The organism is Leucobacter sp. WKLB1, from assembly GCF_059696215.1.
This window is the reverse complement of sequence record NZ_AP046115.1, coordinates 34,112-49,168: the sequence shown is the minus strand read 5'-3', so window position 1 is coordinate 49,168 and position 15,057 is coordinate 34,112. Positions and strand designations below refer to the sequence as shown.

Annotated in this window: 16 protein-coding genes and 2 pseudogenes; 5 read left to right on the top strand and 13 right to left on the bottom strand. The window is 64.9% G+C overall.

Features of this window, described 5'->3' with window-relative positions; genetic code table 11:
- Nucleotides 1–73: 73 nt before the first annotated feature.
- Genes ACZF5Y_RS00265 through ACZF5Y_RS00255 form a run of 3 tightly spaced genes read right to left on the bottom strand, consistent with a single transcriptional unit; the run spans nt 74 to nt 1,643 of the window.
- A complete protein-coding gene (locus ACZF5Y_RS00265; protein WP_497533815.1) occupies nt 74–709 on the bottom strand; it encodes an anthranilate synthase component II in 636 nt (211 codons plus the stop codon).
- Nucleotides 706–864: a hypothetical protein gene (locus tag ACZF5Y_RS00260; protein WP_497533814.1), complete on the bottom strand. Its 159-nt coding sequence runs from the start codon at nt 862–864 to the stop codon at nt 706–708. Before ACZF5Y_RS00260 ends, ACZF5Y_RS00265 begins: the two co-directional genes overlap by 4 nt.
- Nucleotides 864–1,643: a class E sortase gene (locus ACZF5Y_RS00255; protein ID WP_239683903.1), complete on the bottom strand. Its 780-nt coding sequence runs from the start codon at nt 1,641–1,643 to the stop codon at nt 864–866. The genes ACZF5Y_RS00260 and ACZF5Y_RS00255 overlap by 1 nt, the downstream gene beginning before the upstream one ends.
- Nucleotides 1,644–1,701: 58 nt before the next feature.
- On the opposite strand from ACZF5Y_RS00255, the gene ACZF5Y_RS00250 reads away from it, so the two are divergent.
- The gene (locus ACZF5Y_RS00250; protein WP_053351413.1) at nt 1,702–1,977 is read left to right on the top strand and encodes a cell division protein CrgA; all 276 of its coding nucleotides are present in this window, start codon (nt 1,702–1,704) and stop codon (nt 1,975–1,977) included.
- Nucleotides 1,978–2,145: 168 nt separating this feature from the next.
- On the opposite strand, the gene ACZF5Y_RS00245 is transcribed toward ACZF5Y_RS00250, so the two are convergent.
- Together ACZF5Y_RS00245 and ACZF5Y_RS00240 are read right to left on the bottom strand one after the other, a co-directional pair.
- The gene (locus ACZF5Y_RS00245) at nt 2,146–2,802 is read right to left on the bottom strand and encodes a rhomboid family intramembrane serine protease (protein WP_497533813.1); all 657 of its coding nucleotides are present in this window, start codon (nt 2,800–2,802) and stop codon (nt 2,146–2,148) included.
- Nucleotides 2,803–3,072: 270 nt separating this feature from the next.
- Nucleotides 3,073–3,582, bottom strand: coding sequence for a peptidylprolyl isomerase (locus ACZF5Y_RS00240; protein ID WP_053351415.1), 510 nt, complete (start codon nt 3,580–3,582; stop codon nt 3,073–3,075).
- 183 nt (nt 3,583–3,765) lie between these two features.
- Between ACZF5Y_RS00240 and ACZF5Y_RS00235 the strand changes: the two genes are divergently transcribed.
- Complete coding sequence (locus ACZF5Y_RS00235) at nt 3,766–4,272, top strand: DNA/RNA helicase (protein ID WP_497533812.1); 507 nt, start codon at nt 3,766–3,768, stop codon at nt 4,270–4,272.
- A gap of 67 nt (nt 4,273–4,339) precedes the next feature.
- On the opposite strand, the gene ACZF5Y_RS00230 is transcribed toward ACZF5Y_RS00235, so the two are convergent.
- From ACZF5Y_RS00230 to ACZF5Y_RS00205, 6 genes are all read right to left on the bottom strand, one after another.
- Entirely contained in the window at nt 4,340–4,825 is a 486-nt protein-coding gene (locus ACZF5Y_RS00230) for an NUDIX hydrolase (protein ID WP_497533811.1), read from the bottom strand.
- Between the two features lie 9 nt (nt 4,826–4,834).
- Nucleotides 4,835–5,962 carry an alpha/beta hydrolase gene (locus ACZF5Y_RS00225; protein ID WP_497533810.1) on the bottom strand — a complete coding sequence of 376 codons (1,128 nt, stop codon included), beginning with the start codon at nt 5,960–5,962 and terminating at the stop codon, nt 4,835–4,837.
- Between the two features lie 113 nt (nt 5,963–6,075).
- Complete coding sequence (locus ACZF5Y_RS00220; RefSeq protein WP_497533809.1) at nt 6,076–7,101, bottom strand: hypothetical protein; 1,026 nt, start codon at nt 7,099–7,101, stop codon at nt 6,076–6,078.
- Nucleotides 7,098–7,808 carry a response regulator transcription factor gene (locus ACZF5Y_RS00215; RefSeq protein WP_497533808.1) on the bottom strand — a complete coding sequence of 237 codons (711 nt, stop codon included), beginning with the start codon at nt 7,806–7,808 and terminating at the stop codon, nt 7,098–7,100. Before ACZF5Y_RS00215 ends, ACZF5Y_RS00220 begins: the two co-directional genes overlap by 4 nt.
- Nucleotides 7,796–9,013 carry a sensor histidine kinase gene (locus ACZF5Y_RS00210; protein WP_497533807.1) on the bottom strand — a complete coding sequence of 406 codons (1,218 nt, stop codon included), beginning with the start codon at nt 9,011–9,013 and terminating at the stop codon, nt 7,796–7,798. Before ACZF5Y_RS00210 ends, ACZF5Y_RS00215 begins: the two co-directional genes overlap by 13 nt.
- A 116-nt stretch (nt 9,014–9,129) precedes the next feature.
- The gene (locus tag ACZF5Y_RS00205) at nt 9,130–10,002 is read right to left on the bottom strand and encodes a DMT family transporter (protein WP_497533806.1); all 873 of its coding nucleotides are present in this window, start codon (nt 10,000–10,002) and stop codon (nt 9,130–9,132) included.
- 542 nt (nt 10,003–10,544) lie between these two features.
- On the opposite strand from ACZF5Y_RS00205, the gene ACZF5Y_RS00200 reads away from it, so the two are divergent.
- On the top strand, nt 10,545–11,570 hold the full coding sequence (locus ACZF5Y_RS00200; RefSeq protein WP_497533805.1) for a hypothetical protein: 1,026 nt from the start codon (nt 10,545–10,547) through the stop codon (nt 11,568–11,570).
- A gap of 324 nt (nt 11,571–11,894) precedes the next feature.
- On the opposite strand, the gene ACZF5Y_RS00195 is transcribed toward ACZF5Y_RS00200, so the two are convergent.
- Nucleotides 11,895–12,803: an Abi family protein gene (locus ACZF5Y_RS00195; protein ID WP_497533804.1), complete on the bottom strand. Its 909-nt coding sequence runs from the start codon at nt 12,801–12,803 to the stop codon at nt 11,895–11,897.
- Nucleotides 12,804–13,054: 251 nt separating this feature from the next.
- Here ACZF5Y_RS00195 and ACZF5Y_RS00190 point away from each other — a divergent pair.
- Together ACZF5Y_RS00190 and ACZF5Y_RS00185 are read left to right on the top strand one after the other, a co-directional pair.
- Nucleotides 13,055–13,699 (top strand): annotated as a pseudogene (locus ACZF5Y_RS00190) (DNA-processing protein DprA); the annotation flags it as partial.
- Nucleotides 13,700–13,724: 25 nt separating this feature from the next.
- A pseudogene (locus ACZF5Y_RS00185) lies at nt 13,725–14,054 on the top strand (DNA-processing protein DprA); the annotation flags it as partial.
- On the opposite strand, the gene ACZF5Y_RS00180 reads toward ACZF5Y_RS00185, so the two are convergent.
- Nucleotides 14,051–15,025 carry an IS481 family transposase gene (locus ACZF5Y_RS00180; protein ID WP_497533803.1) on the bottom strand — a complete coding sequence of 325 codons (975 nt, stop codon included), beginning with the start codon at nt 15,023–15,025 and terminating at the stop codon, nt 14,051–14,053. The pseudogene ACZF5Y_RS00185 and the gene ACZF5Y_RS00180 sit on opposite strands and share 4 nt — an antisense overlap.
- Between the last annotated feature and the right edge of the window lie 32 nt (nt 15,026–15,057).

Genomic DNA, 15,057 nt, shown 5'->3' with positions numbered 1-15,057 from the left:
GCGCCGCAGCAATGCAGGAGGGCCGCTGAGTTTCGGATGCGTTCCGAAACTCAGCGGCCCTCCTGCATGAGTACTACTTCGCGAGCAGCGGGGACAGCGTGCGTGCCACCTCAGCAGCGTTGGGAACACCAACAACGGTCAGCCAGTTGCCCAGCTGCTGATACCCGCCCTCGGTGAGTACTGACTCCGGGTGATACTGCACGCCGTAGATCGGCAGCTCGCGGTGACGCAGCGCCATCACAATGCCGCTCGCGGTCTCTGCCGTAATCACGAGACTTTCCGGCACCGTGTCGCGCACGACCGCGAGCGAGTGATAGCGCGTCGCATCGAATTCTCGCGCGACGCCGGCAAAGAAAGCGTCATCGGTGTGCTGAACTCGCGACACCTTGCCGTGCATGAGTTCTTCAGCATGCGTCACCGTCGCTCCCAGCGCTTCGGCGATCGCTTGATGCCCCAGGCAGACGCCGAGCAACGGCACACCGGTGCGCAGCGCCAGGTCAACCATCGCAATCGAGACGCCGGCGTCAGTCGGGGTACCGGGGCCGGGTGAGATGAGCACGCCGTCGTAGTCGGCAACGAGCGCCTCGAGTGCTCCGGCAGTCACCTCATCATTGCGAATGACGTGCGTCTCGGCGCCGAGCTGCTGTAGATACCCGTTCAGGGTGTAGACGAAGCTGTCGTAATTGTCGATGACCAGAATCTTGCTCATGAGCCGACCGTCACTTCCTCGCTCGGCATGTGCAGAGCGACCCAGGGATACACGTATGCGATAAGTGCGTAGACCACGGCCGCCGCGACGAGCAGCAGCACGATCACGCGCAGCCAGGCGGGGCCGGGGAAGAATCGCCAGAGTATCGAGAACATTATTCCTGATCTCCTCTCAGCGCCTGCGTCGCGCCCATGGTCGGGTTGAGATCGACCAGTTCCTGCGGTGGGCCCGCGCTGCGCGGCTGGAAGCCTTCATACACCGAGTATGCGATGGCGCGTTCGTCGCTGCCCGCCAGCTTCGGGTGGCAGGTCGTCAGCGTCAAGATCTGATCCGTGCCGGGAGTGCCCTCGAGCCGCGGGAACGGATTCAGTACGTCGACCTCATCGGGGAGCACGTACTCGATCGAGCGGAATCGATACGTGTACCAGCCCTCGGGAGTCTCGACGAACAACGGATCACCAACGCGCAGATTCATCACCTCACGGAAGGAGTTGATGAGCGGCCCGGATCGGTGCCCGGCAAGCGCGAAGTTACCGGGTTCGCCGGGCATCTGCGTCGTCTCGTAGTGACCGATTCCCTTGTCATCGAGATTCAGCACCGTATCCCAATCAGTGGTCTCCGCGACGCGATTCGCATACGTCGTGCCGAAAGCAGGCACATGGAGCACTGCAAACACATCTGCCGCTGCGGGCTTCGCCGGCACGGGAACGACGCCGTCCCAGGGCTCGGTCGCAGCCTCGGCGTCCCACTGAGCCGAATCTTCCGCTGACAGATCGGTCTGCTTGGCCGTCACGCCCACGCCGGTGTGCCAGGGCTGCCACACGATGTACCCCAGCACGGCAATGCCGCCGACCAGCAGCACTTCGCCGATCACGGTGAGCGGGCTCAGCCGCGCACGCCGCCGACGGCGCCGAGGTTCAGTCGTCTCGCTCACCCCCATATTCTAGGACGCGCACTCTGGGCGCAGACCGGGTTCCAGGTAGACTGTCGGCATGGCAGCAGCTGGGAAGAATGTAAGCAAGCGCAAGTCGGCCGAGGTCGAACAGAACCGTGCGGAGCTCGCTGCTGCGCGCAAAGACGCCCCGAACCCGGTCTGGTTCAAGCCGGTCATGTTCGGTTTCATGCTGCTCGGTCTCGTCTGGATCGTGCTGTATTACATCACCAGCGCGGGGCTGCAGCTGCCAGTACCGGCACTCGGCCAAGCAAACATCTTTATCGGGTTCGGCCTGGTGCTCGTCGGGTTCCTGATGACGCCGTGGTGGAAGTAACTGAAAACTTGCTGTTCAGCTCCGCTTTCTCGGCGAGCAGACAGAAAACCACACCGGTGTAATTCTTCCCCAACTGGGGATGAACCTGTGGATAACTGAAGGCCCTCGGTTTCCCGAGGGCCTTCAGTCGTTTCTCCCCGATGCGAAGGGCACCGGATCACCCGGACTTTACGCTCCCGGCACCATGACGAAGTAAGCGCCCGCCAGCAGTACCAAAAGCGCGCCGATACCAATGAGACCGGTCACGCGCAGAGTACGCCGTCGCGGCCCTCGCGTCGCCAGCATCATCCACATCGTCAATGCGCCAACGACCATCCCGCCAAGATGGGCTTGCCAAGAGATCGCTGTACCCGGGATGAATCCGATCGCGAAGTTGAGACCGATCAGCACCGCGAGCGAGGTGATATTCACTTGAGCAGCCTTCAGTGCGACCAACGTGGCCGCGAGTACACCGAAGATTGCGCCGGATGCACCGACTGTGGGCACGAGCATCGTCTGCGGGTCGGCATACGCCCAGAGCATGACGCCGAGCGATCCGCCGATTCCGGCGAAGACGTAGAGGAACGCGTACGCCACCCGCCCGATCATCTGCTCCAGGTTTCTTCCGAAGAGCCACAACGTGTACAGGTTGAAGAGGATGTGGAAGATGAAACCGGTGGAGTGGGTGAACATCGCCGTGACCAGTCGCCACGGTTCGAACACTCCGGGCACGGAATACAGCGGTGCGTACCAGAGGGCGCGCGTTACTCCGTCATCGGCAAAGGCCGACCCCAGCCACTGCGCAATGAAGACCACGGTGCAGAGCGCCATGATCGCGTAAGTCACCGGAGTCTCCAGCGCCGCAATGCGACGGCCCGCGACCCGCGTAGACCGAGCAGCACGCTGTGTCACCGGCGCCTGCATCTGCTTCATGCATTCGGGGCACAACACCCCGACCGCAGAGACGATCTGGCACTCACCGCAAATCGTTCGGCCGCACCGCTGGCACAGCGTGAAACTGTGGACGTTCGGGTGCCGGTAACAGACGTCGTCGGGGCCGTACTCGACGCGTTCGCCGAATGCCGGCCCCGACTCGTTCGTCACCTTCGGAATTCCTTAGGCTGCGACGACGTCGACGCCGGAGATCACGACATCTTCGACCGGGCGATCCTGGCCACCGGTCTGCACACCCGAGATCGCGTCGACAACAGCCTTCGATGCATCATCGGCGACAACGCCGAAGATGCTGTGCTTGCCGTTCAACCAGTCGGGAGCCGTCGTGGTGATGAAGAACTGTGACCCGTTGGTGCCCGCGAGACGGCCGGTCATGTCAGGGCGCTTGCCTGCGTTGGCCATTGCCAACTGGTACGGCTGGTCGAACACGAGCTCAGGGTGGATCTCATCGTCGAAGGTGTAGCCGGGGCCGCCGGTACCGGTGCCGGTGGGGTCACCGCCCTGGATCATGAAGTTCGGAATGATGCGGTGGAAGATGACGCCGTCGTAGAAGCCCTTCTCTGCCAGGTCGACGAAGTTCTTCACCGTCTTCGGTGCGTGATCGCCGAAGAGGTTGATGACGATGTCGCCGTGATTGGTGTGAATGGTGGCTACGGAAGTGTGAATGGTCATGGTTTCAGTCTATGCGGCGGCGCTGACAAAGAAATCGCTGTCAACCCCCTTCGACCCCGGAGAACGCCTGGAATCCTGGGCGATCGTTCGCGACGGACGCCCCACGAGCACAGGTTCGGTGTAGCGTGGACGCAACGGGTGACACCACCGACAGGTTTGCCTCGTCGAGCAAGGAGGATACGAATGAATCTCTCACGCAAGCGCCGCCGCGAACTTCGCAAGCTGCGGAAGAACGCCCAGGAGCTGCTCGACCAGCAGCGCCTCGTACTCGGGCACGCAGGCGAAGTTCTGGGTCAGGCCGGCAGCCAGGCTCGCCGGCTGAGCGATGAGCACCTCGCACCCCGCGTGGATGACGCGATCGAGGCCGTGCGCCCGAAGATCGACCGCGGTGTCGCCAATGCCCGGCGCGCAGCCGACACCGTGCGCCGTGCGACGACGCCGTTTGTCGCCAGCGCGCTTGCGCGCACGATCCGCACCCTCGACGAGCTCGACAACCACGACGCTGCGAAGCAGGTGCGCGGCTTCGGTGAGCGTTCCGGCTACCTCAAGGCTGAGAAGAAGAGCAAGGGCGGCGTGATCGCTCTCGGCATCGGCGTCGTCGCGGCAGTGGGCGTCGGCTATGCCCTCTGGCAAGCGTTCCGCACCGATGATGAGCTGTGGGTCGCTCCTGAGAGTTCCACCGCCAACTAAGGCATACGCATACGGAAGGGGCGCCCGGACCAACTGGTTCGGGCGCCCCTTCCGTGTAGAGACTCCGTTATTTGCGCGGCTTGCCCTGGCGCTGCTGCCGGCTTCCGCCCTTCACGGCCTTCGCCGGAGGCCGACGGTGCAGTCCCGCCATCCGCAACCCCGTCTGCACCAGCGAGAGGGTACGCAGCGACTTGATTTCGCGCAGCGGCACCCAGCGCGCCTCATCTGAAGAGCCGCCAACCTCGTTCCGCAGCGGCCCATCGGAGACCGTTGCGCGGTAGACGATGCGGATCGTATGGAGCTCGGGATCATCGCCGGCAGGCACTTCTTCACGCACCATCACGCGGGAATCGACTCCGAGCAACTTGCCGACTCGGGCTTCGAGCCCGGTCTCCTCGGCGACTTCGCGGATCACGGCGTCGCGGGGATCCTCACCGCTCTCGATGCCGCCCCCGGGGAGCGTCCACCCGTGCAAGTGCCCGCGTCGCCAGTGCGTCAGCAGGATCTTGCCGCGCCGCTCTACCACCGCGTAGGCAGCCACTCGAAGATCCATGATCCGAGCCTAGTCGGTCGTGCCCTCCGCAGCCTTCGACCGCGCCGGTGGCGGCGGTCGCTGAACGCTTGAACTTGCTGCCACGGGACCGGGATCCGCTTCGTTCCGAGCCCACCCCGTGAGCCAACGGTCCATCCGCGCGAAGGCCTCGGCCCGCACCTCTGCCCGTGACAGAAATACGTCGTGCAAGGCGCCGTCCAGTCGCTCGATGGTGAGAGAGCTCCCCAGATGCAGCGCGGCTTTCGCGACCTCGTCGACGTCGAGCACGGTATCCGCAGACGTCAGCGAGGGGTCCCATCGCAACGGCAATGCCGACCGCGCCGAGAGCAGCGTCAGAATCGGCGCGTGCAGATGCAGCCCTCGACTCACCTGCGCATGCCCCGCAAGAATCGCCCGCAGCCACCCGTTTACCACCGTGTGGCTGCGATCTGGGCGCCACGTCGTGTTGACGAGGTCGAGCTCCTCGCGCGGCCCCACCTCTCGCTGGGCCCGCGTATACAACCCCGAGTCGAACTGCGGTGCCGCATCGCGAAGGTTGAAACGCGCGCGCAGATTCACGAGCGGTGCAATCATCTGCCGCCCCGCACCGCTGAGTTGAAACTCGAGCCACGGGCTGTTCAGAATGAGGCCGTCCGCGCGACCAGGATGCGCCGCAGCCCACAGACTCAGCACCAGGCCGCCGGTTGAGTGCCCCAAGAGCAGGAGTCGACGACGCCCACGCTTCGATTGATCGGAACCGGCGGGCTTCGCTCCGATGAGCACGAGCGCCTGATCGATTTCGAGGTCGTAGTCCGTCAGATCCTCGATGTACCCAGCCGTTTGACCTTCACGCAGACTGCGTCCGTACTTCCGGAGGTCAAGGGCAAAGAAGCGTGCTCCCCGGTCCGTCCAGAATCGCGCCAGACTGCGTTGGAAGAAGTAATCGGACCATCCATGCACATAGAGCACGTCAACGCCCTCCAGGGGTCGTGGACGGCTGGTGAGACGCTCAAAGAATCGGCGCTCGGCGGGGAGGGATCGCACGAGCGTTGCAACCAGTGGGCCTTCTTCATCGCTGCCGAGGTCGATCTCGTGACATTCGAACCCCGGCCCGAGCACGTCGGGCCGCCACTCGGGTGACACCGCTGACGCCTCCATGTCGCCCAGTGTACGGTGCGGCATGGAGGCGTCGGTGAGGCCGTGCGAAACCGTACGCGACCGAGTCACGGAGCTCAGGGGCACCGCTCAGCGGCGCGCCTCAGCCATACGGCTCAGCGCAGTGTGACCTGCGCCGCTTCCGCCCGCACCGAAACCACGTGCTTCGATTCCTGGTCAACCGTCAAGCGATTGTCGATCTTGCCCAGCTCAGACTGCTCGTCGACGCGGTAGTCGCCGGCTGGCAGGCGCAGTACCGCGCTTCCGGTGCTGGCTTCGATGTCGACGCGATCCGGCAACCTTCCGGTGAGCTCGAGCTTCGCAGAGCCGGCTTCAACGCCGAGGTCGAGCGCTGCGACGTCTGCGACAACAACGTTCGCCTTGCCCGCTTCGAGATCGAGGGAGAGCGAGCGAGCGCTGCCCTCAAGCCGCAGCTCTCCCGCTTCGACATCGACATCGAACCCGCGGTAGGTCCCTTCGGCGTTCAGCGTGCCGCCCTGCAGCGATGCCTCGACGTTGAGGCTCTGCTCATCGTCCATCCACTTCGGCAGGGTCAGTGTTGCCGTCGCGCCGCCGAGTGCGCCGGATCCGCAATTGACAAGGCAGCCGGAGGTGAAGCCGCGATCGGGCGTCTCTACCGTGAGTTCCGTACCTTCGACCCCGAGCACCCACGAATCGGCCCGCGGGCCCGACACTTCGAGCTGCGCCTCGGCGACGTCGGCGAATTGGAGTCTGAATGCCGCCGCCTCGATATCGAGATCCAGCGAGGTGACCTCGCTCACGTCGACGGTTTGCGTCACTTGCCCGTCGGCGTCGCTCATCGTCGTGGCTCCGGAGCCATCGGCGCCCAGGGTCTCGTCGAAATCGCCGCCATCGACGAGCGATTCGACCATGCTGAAGCGATCTGGCGCGAGCACTGCATAGGCGGCCGAAGCCCCCACGCCGAGGAGCACGAGCCCACCGACTGCGGCAGTCACGGCGACGATCGTCGCCGTCGCGGTGACGGTTTTCGCCGCGCCGGGGCGCGCATCCGGCCGCGCACCGGGTGCTGTTGCGGCGGGCGTCTGAGGCTGGGGCACCGGCTGCGCTGATGGTTGAGGCGTGTGCTCCGGCTGGTTCTGGGGTGAGTACTGATCGGTCATGCGGGGGCTCCCGTCTGCGGGTTCTGAGATGACGTGTCGTTGGGCTGACCGGTTGCGGCGCCGTAGCTTTCGAAGTGAGCGATGGCGGCGAGCACACGTCGATTGCCGCCCTCGTCGGGTTCGAGCCCGAGCTTTTGGAAGATCGCGGTGATGTGTTTCTCGACACTGGCCTCGGAGAGGAATAGCAGCGATGCGATCGCCTGGTTTGAACGCCCCTCGGCCAATGCGGCCAGCACGGTGCGCTCTCGTTCCGTCAATGCCCGCATTCGGTCATCGCGCGAACGACGGGTGAGCAGTTGCGCCACCACTTCGGGGTCGAGCACCGTGGCGCCATCGGCGATGCGCTGCACCGAGTCGATGAACTCCCCCACATCGGCGACGCGATCCTTCAGCAGATAGCCAAACGCTCCGCCCTGCGCGGCGATCAACTCGCTCGCGTAGCGCTCCTCCACATACTGCGAGAGTACGAGCACCGGCAGCCCCGGTCGCGTGCGGCGCAGCTCGAGCGCCGCGAGAATGCCCTCGTCGGTAAATGTCGGCGGTAGCCGTACGTCAAGAATGCAGAGTTCAGGATCGGCCTGTGCCACTGCGGTCATGAGTGTCGTCGCGTCAGGAAGCGCCGAAACGACCTCGTGCCCTCCGTGTTCAAGCAGTCGGACGAGCCCTTCGCGCAGCAGTACGGAATCTTCGCAGATCAGGATGCGCATGGGACACTCACCTCCAGTGCGGTCGGCCCGCCCTGCGGGCTTTCGAGTCGAGCGGTGCCGCCGGCGGCCAGCACGCGGTTCATGATGCCGTCGAGACCACCGCCGGGCGTCACCTGTGCGCCGCCGATGCCGTTGTCTTCGACGCGTGCCCACAGCTGCGGACCTGCTGGGTCGTCGGCGCGCACACGCACGAGCACGCGCGCCTCACTGGCTCGTGAGTGCTTCGCAGCGTTGGTCAGGGACTCTGCGATCGCGAAATACACCGCAGCCTCGGCGTCACGACTGAACCGTTCGACGAGGCGCACGTCGAGGTGCACCGGAATGTGCGACCGCGCGGCGAGCGCTGAAAGCGCAGCGTCGAGCCCTCGATCGTCGAGTACCGACGCATAGATCCCCCGCGCCAGCTGGCGCAGCTCGGTGATCGCCGCTTTGGTCGAGGTGTGCGCCTCGGCGACGAGCAACTTCGCCGCGGCCGGGTCGCTTTCGATCTTCTCCTGCGCAAGACCCAGTGTCATTCCCACGGATACCAGACGCGGTTGCACACCGTCATGCAGATCCCGTTCGATGCGTGTGCGCTCGACGTCCGCGGCGCGAACCGCGCCCTCGCGCTGCTGCTGTGAGACGCGGGCTTGTTCAACGAGCACCGCGTCAGTGACACCGGCTCCGATGATTGCGATCGATACGATGCGGTGCAGCAACACGATGCCGAGGATTGCTGCGGCACTGAGCAGCATACCGACGACCCCGGGCTGCCACCAGATCGAGAAGGTGCGAAAGACCGACAGCAGCGCGTGCACAAACCCCTGCACGAGCGCCAAGACTGCGACACCCATGGCGCTCGAGATCGCGAAGTTTGCGAACGATCGCCACATGCGGCCGTCAACGGATTGCCGCAGCACCGATCCGAACCAGGCGCCGAACCCGTGTCCACGAAGAGGCTGCCACGACGGAGCGACCACAGGAATACGGTAGAGCCCACCCACACGTGCGGTTTCGAACCAGGCGATACCGAAGAGGGCATACACCAGCGCGACCAGCAGAATCAGGCCGATACCGATGATCAGCATGCCGATACCGGTACCGATCATCGTGAGGAGGAGGAGCGTGACGGTGAAGCCGACCATACCGAGCGCGGCAAGATGCAGCGCGGTGAGCGCAATCCGGTAGGGAGGCCTCACTGAGCGCGAGACAGGAGAACTGGTCATGCTCCTACGGTAGAGCGTGCCTCAGACACCGGGGCAGCCGGGCAGCCCGAGACTCGAATTCGGGTTTTCCCGAATCCGCTTGCGACGGCCTCGCACGAGTAAGGTGCGGTCAGTGCTCAAGAACTGGCCACGCGCCGTGTCGCAACGACATCGATCACGCACGCGGCGCACCCCAGCACGAGCGCGACTCCGATGGTGAGATCGAGCGGTTCGCCCAGCATCGCCCATGACCCGATCGCCGCGAGCGCCGGGATGATGGCGAACACGATCGAAGCCCGACGTGCACCGGCTCGTCCGATATATGCCGCGTACGCCGTGGTGCCCAGGAGCCCCACAACCGTCACTGCGGCGAGCAGCACCCACGTGGTCGCACCGGGTGCCACATATTCGTCATTCATAACGAGCAGGGCACCGGCGAAGGGCAGAGAGGCGGTCACTCCGATCGCGGTGAACGACACCGGTGATACCCCCTGCAGGGTTCTTCCCTGCCAGATCGAGCCGACCGCAAGACCAACGAGCGCGATGAGCGCAGCGAAGACTCCGCTGCCGAGCGATGGATCTCGCAGAATCCGCGGCAAGCAGGCCAGCACTACCGCAACCATCGCGATCGCAACTGCCAAGTAGACGAGCGCGGGTTCCCGGCGCCGACTGATCACACCGCTCAGGATCGTCACGAGTACCGGGTTCATCGCGATGATCAACGCGGTCACCCCTGCCCCAACGCCATGACTCATTGCCCAGTACGCACCGAGGAACTGGGCGCCTTGCACCAGAACCCCGGCGCCGGCCGCGTGCCACCAGGTGCTCCCCTGCGGGAGCGCGCTGCGGAGTACTGCGACGGCGACCCAGGCAATGACCGCCGTCGCACCGAAACGGAGCAATATCAGCAGAAACGGGCTCATTCCACGCAACGCCAGAGCACCCAGCGGATAGTTCAACGCGATCAGCACCGCGGTGGTACCGAAGAGCAGGGTGGAATTCGCACGCATGCTTCTAGCTTGTCGCTCGTGCCCCGCACGCACGAAACTGGAAACGGCGTGTATCGAGTACTTCACTTATCAATCAGAAAAGCCGGCCCCTGAGGAACCGGCTTTCGAAGTGGTGGACGCGGGCGGACTCAAACCGAACACCTGGCCGAGGTTCGAGCGGCTCGGTGCCGCGTGGACGCTGGCGAAGATCGGTGAGGACGGTGCGAAGACTGATGACGCCGACCTCTCACCAGATGTAGTCGAGAAGCCTAGGAGACGAGCTAGAACACCTCTGACGGAGAGCCAAGTGGACGCTATCCGAACCGCCCGTTCCAATGGCGAGAGCGTCGTGTCGATCTGCCGACGTTTCGACGTACACCGGATGACGGTGTGGACGTATACGAGGGACATGCTCTGACTGCCTTGGTGCGCGCCCCGCCTCTGCGGGCGAGAGCGTCACGGATCGCAGCCTCCGGCGCGTGCCCGTGGTGGTCGCTGCTCTTGCGTGAGGGACTCGCCACGGAGCACGTCCGTTCGTCGGCGTTAGTTGCGACAATGAGGTCGTGAAGTTCAAGCGGCGCAACCTCGAGGCACTCGGCGAGCTCATCGTGGGCAACGTCGGCCGTGACGATGCCGAGAACGCAGAAGAGGCCTGCTACTTCCCGTACCGCTCCAGCATGTACATCACGGAGTTCTTCCGGGAGCTGGACACCGAGTACGAGCACGATGGATCGACTCGTCATCGTTGGGTGGCGGACGTGCTGGAAGAGATGCTGGCTGAGCCTCACGACGGTCCCACCCGTCCGCCGGAGATCTTCTGTCGCCTGATCGACCAACTGATGAGCCCGGCGGATCGACTCAACGAAGGTCCCGACCGGCCGCGAGCGCTGGCGCTTCTGAACGAGAAGCTCAACCGCGAAGGTTTCGAGGCGTTCTATGCCGAGGACAACCACTGCTACCTCCGCCACGTCGGCTCCCAGACCGTGACCGTGCTTGCGGCGAACCCGCACCGGCCCTTCAGCAAGGTCGAGCAGGAGCGACGGCAGCTTCTTGCTGCCTACCTCGATCAGTGCAGCGAGGACGACCTGATCGAGAAGGTGCTGCTCCCGCTCTTCCGCCAACTCGGCTACCACCGCATCACGGCAGCCGGACACAAGGACAAGTCGTTGGAGTATGGCAAGGACGTCTGGATGCGGTACACGTTGCCGACCCAGCACGTTCTCTACTTCGGCATCCAGGCGAAGAAGGGCAAGCTCGACGCCTCGGGCGTCACGAAGGCCGGCAATGCGAACATGGCCGAGATCCACAATCAGGCGCTCATGATGCTGGCTCACGAGATCTTCGACCCGGAGAGCAACCGCCGAGTGCTGGTCGACCACGCCTTCATCGTTGCCGGTGGAGAGATCACCAAGGCAGCCAGGAACTGGCTCGGCAACGCCCTCGACGCCACCAAGCGCAGCCAGATCATGTTCATCGACCGCGACGACATCCTGAACCTTTACGTCGTCACCAGCCTGCCCCTTCCCGAAGGAGCGCTGCCGCCCCCACCACCGGACCGGTGGGCGAGGGGCGAGGAAGCACCGTTCTAGCCGCGCTCATCGGCCGCGCGGCGGTGTCTCGTGGATGCTCCTCGCCGCGGACGCTCTGCCAGGGCTGAACGCGGCTGCCGCCGCGGCGACCGATATGGGAACCCGGCCTATCACGGATGCCCACGCGACGGGTTCTCGCGTGGGGGGGTGGCCGCCCAGTTCGCGCTCGGCACGGCGATGCGGCGCAGGAGCCTGTGAGCTGCTGAGTCCTGAGTTGCGGGCTAGCGACTGAGGCGACGAATCTGCCGAGCGGCAGACCTCGGGTCCTGTCAGGCGACCTGAGCAAGCTGGTGCCGTCGAGCCCGTGGCGCGGCGCAGGTTCGATCATGCCCACAGGGGGCTTGAAGCCTGCCACCCGTCGGGCACGCCCACGTGAGAGATCGGAACGAGCTGGACGGGCGGGTAGCTCTTCAGCACGGCCGGGAGTAGCTTGCTGCGGCCTGCCCCGAGACGGTCGGATAGGAACTGGATCAGCGTGAGCTGCCCGAAGGTGCGGCTCCAGTCCGCGGACACCGAGTCGAGATCGGAGTGGACTCCTATTGCGGGGAGTCTCGGTACGATCGTGTGGACCCTGTTGAACAGTCGCCCGTGGTGCGCGCAGGTGTTCCGTACGAGGTTGAGTGCTTTGAGCCAGCTCGCCAGTTGCGGTCCGCGTAGGCCACACGCGTCAGCGACGGCGTCCTGCACAGGACGAGGCGCGAAGCCGTAGAGGTAGGTCAGACTCCCCCAGTCCATGAGTTCCGTCGCGGCCCACACCGGCAGGCGGCCGCCGTACTTGTGCTCGTGGTGTGCGACGAAGTCCTCCCGGGACTGGGCGAGCTCGGACTCGTATCGTTCAAGCCAGCGCAGATAGCTGTCTCCCGTCCGAGCTGTAGCGCCCAGCAGCGACGGTTCGAGGTGAGCGCATGGGTCGATCCGGCCGAGCTCGTGCCCGAGCAACGCGCGGATGGCGAGCTCGACAGGCATGAGGGCGGCGAAGGCCGCTGCCCGAAGCCGGGCGTCGAACTCGTAGAGGGCAACCACGTCGCTGAAACGCGTACCGGCGTAGAAGTCGTCCTCACGGCTGCCTGCTGTCAGCTTCCGGAAGGGATACCAGTAGCCGCTCAGCCGGTAGTAGTTGACGCGACGCAGCATGTCCACGGCCGCCTCGCGGTCGCCCATCTCCATGCCGCGTCCGGCGAGGATCTCGACTTGCTCGTCGTACGTCTTGTACGCCTTGACGTCTTCGCTCACGGCGTCCGCCCCACAAAAATGAGGACCGGCCCTGGACCTACCGAAGCAGGCGGAACCGGTCTTAGTAGTGAGCAGTTTACGTGGACCTACGGTGGACGGCAAGCCAGCGCAGCGCGAGCCAGCCAGAATGCACGCCGTCCGCCGTACGAACGGACCCGGACGACCGAGCGGAGGCGCGAACGGCTGAGCACTCGGGACGGGTCGCAAGGTCCGTGCCGTGCACCTGCTGTGCACTCGACAACGGAGGACGCATGGACTCGATCGCGAAGCTGGCTGGTGACGAACGAACTGCGCGGATTGCTCTCGCGATTGCGACCGATCCGGGTGATCCGATCACGGGGCGCCTGGTCGCGCAGCTGGGTGTCGTCGAGACCATCCGGGCACTCGACACGGCCGCGCCCATTCCGGCTATCGAGTCCGTCGACGCCGGCATCTGGCGCGGCCGCGCTTCGAACCGCCTGAAGTCCCAGTCGATCGAGCACGTGCTCGACGAGACCGCGCGATCAGGTCTTCGAGTGCTGGTCCCGGGCGACGCGGAGTGGCCATCGGGCCTGCGGGCGTTGGGCGAGCACGCGCCCTTGGCGATGTGGAGCCTCGGCGATACGAACCTACTGCGCGCGCCATTGGCCTCCTTCGTGACGATCACCGGATCGAGAGCGGCAACACCCTATGGCGAGCATGTCACCACAGAGATCGCCTCCGATCTGGCCGCCGGCAGTCGCATCACGGTCTCCGGCGGCGCATATGGCATCGACGCAGCGGCTCACCGCGCCACCCTCGCCGCTCACAGACCCACCGTCGCCGTACTCGCCGGAGGACTGAATCGCCCCTACCCGTCCGGCAATCGCGACCTGTTCGAACGCGTGCAGACTTCGGGTCTATTGCTGAGCGAAGCGCCCCCCGGGCCAGGCACCGACGAGATCCCGCTTTCACGAGCGCGGCCGCCTCCTCGCCGCGCTCGGCGGCGCAACTATCGTCGTGGAAGCCGCGGCACGCTCAGGTTCGCTGATGACGGCGAAGCGCGCGCACGAGCTCGGGCGTCCCATCGGCGCGGTGCCCGGACCCATCACCTCAGCCGCAAGCACCGGCACTCACCAGCTGCTGCGCGACGGCATCGCCACGCTCATTACCTCGGGCGCCGATGTCGCGGCGATCTTGCCGAACGAGGCGGCACGGGCCGATCGTGGGCTGCGGCCCTCGACACCGTCGCCCGCCCCCACAACGCGTGGACAGCATCGCCTCGCGCTCTAGTTGTACTGACCTCGACCGTTGTTGACGCGATCGATCGGAGATTGGCCCCCGATACCGAGATGGGGCCTGTCCAGGTTGTAATAATCGAGCCAGGCAGTCAACCCTGCCCGGCGATCCTCGTTCGACGCCCACGGCCGCGCGTACGCCCACTCCGTCGCGAGTGTGCGATTCAAGCGTTCGACTTTCCCATTCGTCCACGGGCAATGCGGACGAATGAACCGTTGCGCGATGTTGTGAGCGTCAAGAACACCACGAAACACTGCGGAGTGCCGGTATGCGAAAGCGTTATCGCTGATGACACGCTCGACCCGCACCCCAAGCAACGCATAGAACGCGATCGCACGCTCCAAGACCCCAGCCGCGGTAACACCTTTCTCATCATCGTGGATCTCGGCGTACGCGACACGCGAATGATCATCGATCACGGTATGGACATAGTCGTACCCGTGTCCCCGTTTCCGGTTCGGTCGTTCGCGACGACCGTGTAGCCGCCAACCGCCACCGTCGGGGATGCGGCCGAGTTTCTTGACATCGATATGGATCAACGAGCCTGGATGATCGTGCTCGTATCGGTTCGCGGATCGTCGTTCTGCGCGGATCCGAGTTCCCGTGACGGGATCGATATCGCGCAGCAATGGTTCCCGGTGGCGGCGCAGCACCCGTCCGACCGTCGAGGCGTGCATGCCGAGCTTGCCCGCAATGAAGACCGGGCCGCGGCGGGTCAACTCACGCATGATCCGCACACGAGTCTCCGCGCACGCATTGGTGCGGTTGGGATGCGTGTGCGCGACGCTGGATCGATCTTTCAAGCCCACGATCCCCAACTCACGGAATCGGCGCCACCACCGCCACGCAGTCGTGCGAGAGACCCCCATCTCAGCGGCGACATGCGCGACCGCACGCCCGGACTGGATGCGCTGAATCATGATCAAACGGCCCGCGGGAGCCAGTCGGGCGTTAGCGTGGGACATGAGAAGCCTCCGTGGTTCGAGATGTAGAACTA

Excerpts from the sequence above, each read along its gene's own strand:
- ACZF5Y_RS00265 (WP_497533815.1), bottom strand. The coding sequence starts at position 709 with ATGAGCAAGATTCTGGTCATCGACAATTACGACAGCTTCGTCTACACC.
- ACZF5Y_RS00260 (WP_497533814.1), bottom strand. The coding sequence starts at position 864 with ATGTTCTCGATACTCTGGCGATTCTTCCCCGGCCCCGCCTGGCTGCGC.
- ACZF5Y_RS00250 (WP_053351413.1), top strand. The coding sequence starts at position 1,702 with ATGGCAGCAGCTGGGAAGAATGTAAGCAAGCGCAAGTCGGCCGAGGTC.
- ACZF5Y_RS00240 (WP_053351415.1), bottom strand. The coding sequence starts at position 3,582 with ATGACCATTCACACTTCCGTAGCCACCATTCACACCAATCACGGCGAC.
- ACZF5Y_RS00235 (WP_497533812.1), top strand. The coding sequence starts at position 3,766 with ATGAATCTCTCACGCAAGCGCCGCCGCGAACTTCGCAAGCTGCGGAAG.
- ACZF5Y_RS00230 (WP_497533811.1), bottom strand. The coding sequence starts at position 4,825 with ATGGATCTTCGAGTGGCTGCCTACGCGGTGGTAGAGCGGCGCGGCAAG.
- ACZF5Y_RS00225 (WP_497533810.1), bottom strand. The coding sequence starts at position 5,962 with ATGGAGGCGTCAGCGGTGTCACCCGAGTGGCGGCCCGACGTGCTCGGG.
- ACZF5Y_RS00220 (WP_497533809.1), bottom strand. The coding sequence starts at position 7,101 with ATGACCGATCAGTACTCACCCCAGAACCAGCCGGAGCACACGCCTCAA.
- ACZF5Y_RS00215 (WP_497533808.1), bottom strand. The coding sequence starts at position 7,808 with ATGCGCATCCTGATCTGCGAAGATTCCGTACTGCTGCGCGAAGGGCTC.
- ACZF5Y_RS00210 (WP_497533807.1), bottom strand. The coding sequence starts at position 9,013 with ATGACCAGTTCTCCTGTCTCGCGCTCAGTGAGGCCTCCCTACCGGATT.
- ACZF5Y_RS00205 (WP_497533806.1), bottom strand. The coding sequence starts at position 10,002 with ATGCGTGCGAATTCCACCCTGCTCTTCGGTACCACCGCGGTGCTGATC.
- ACZF5Y_RS00180 (WP_497533803.1), bottom strand. The coding sequence starts at position 15,025 with ATGTCCCACGCTAACGCCCGACTGGCTCCCGCGGGCCGTTTGATCATG.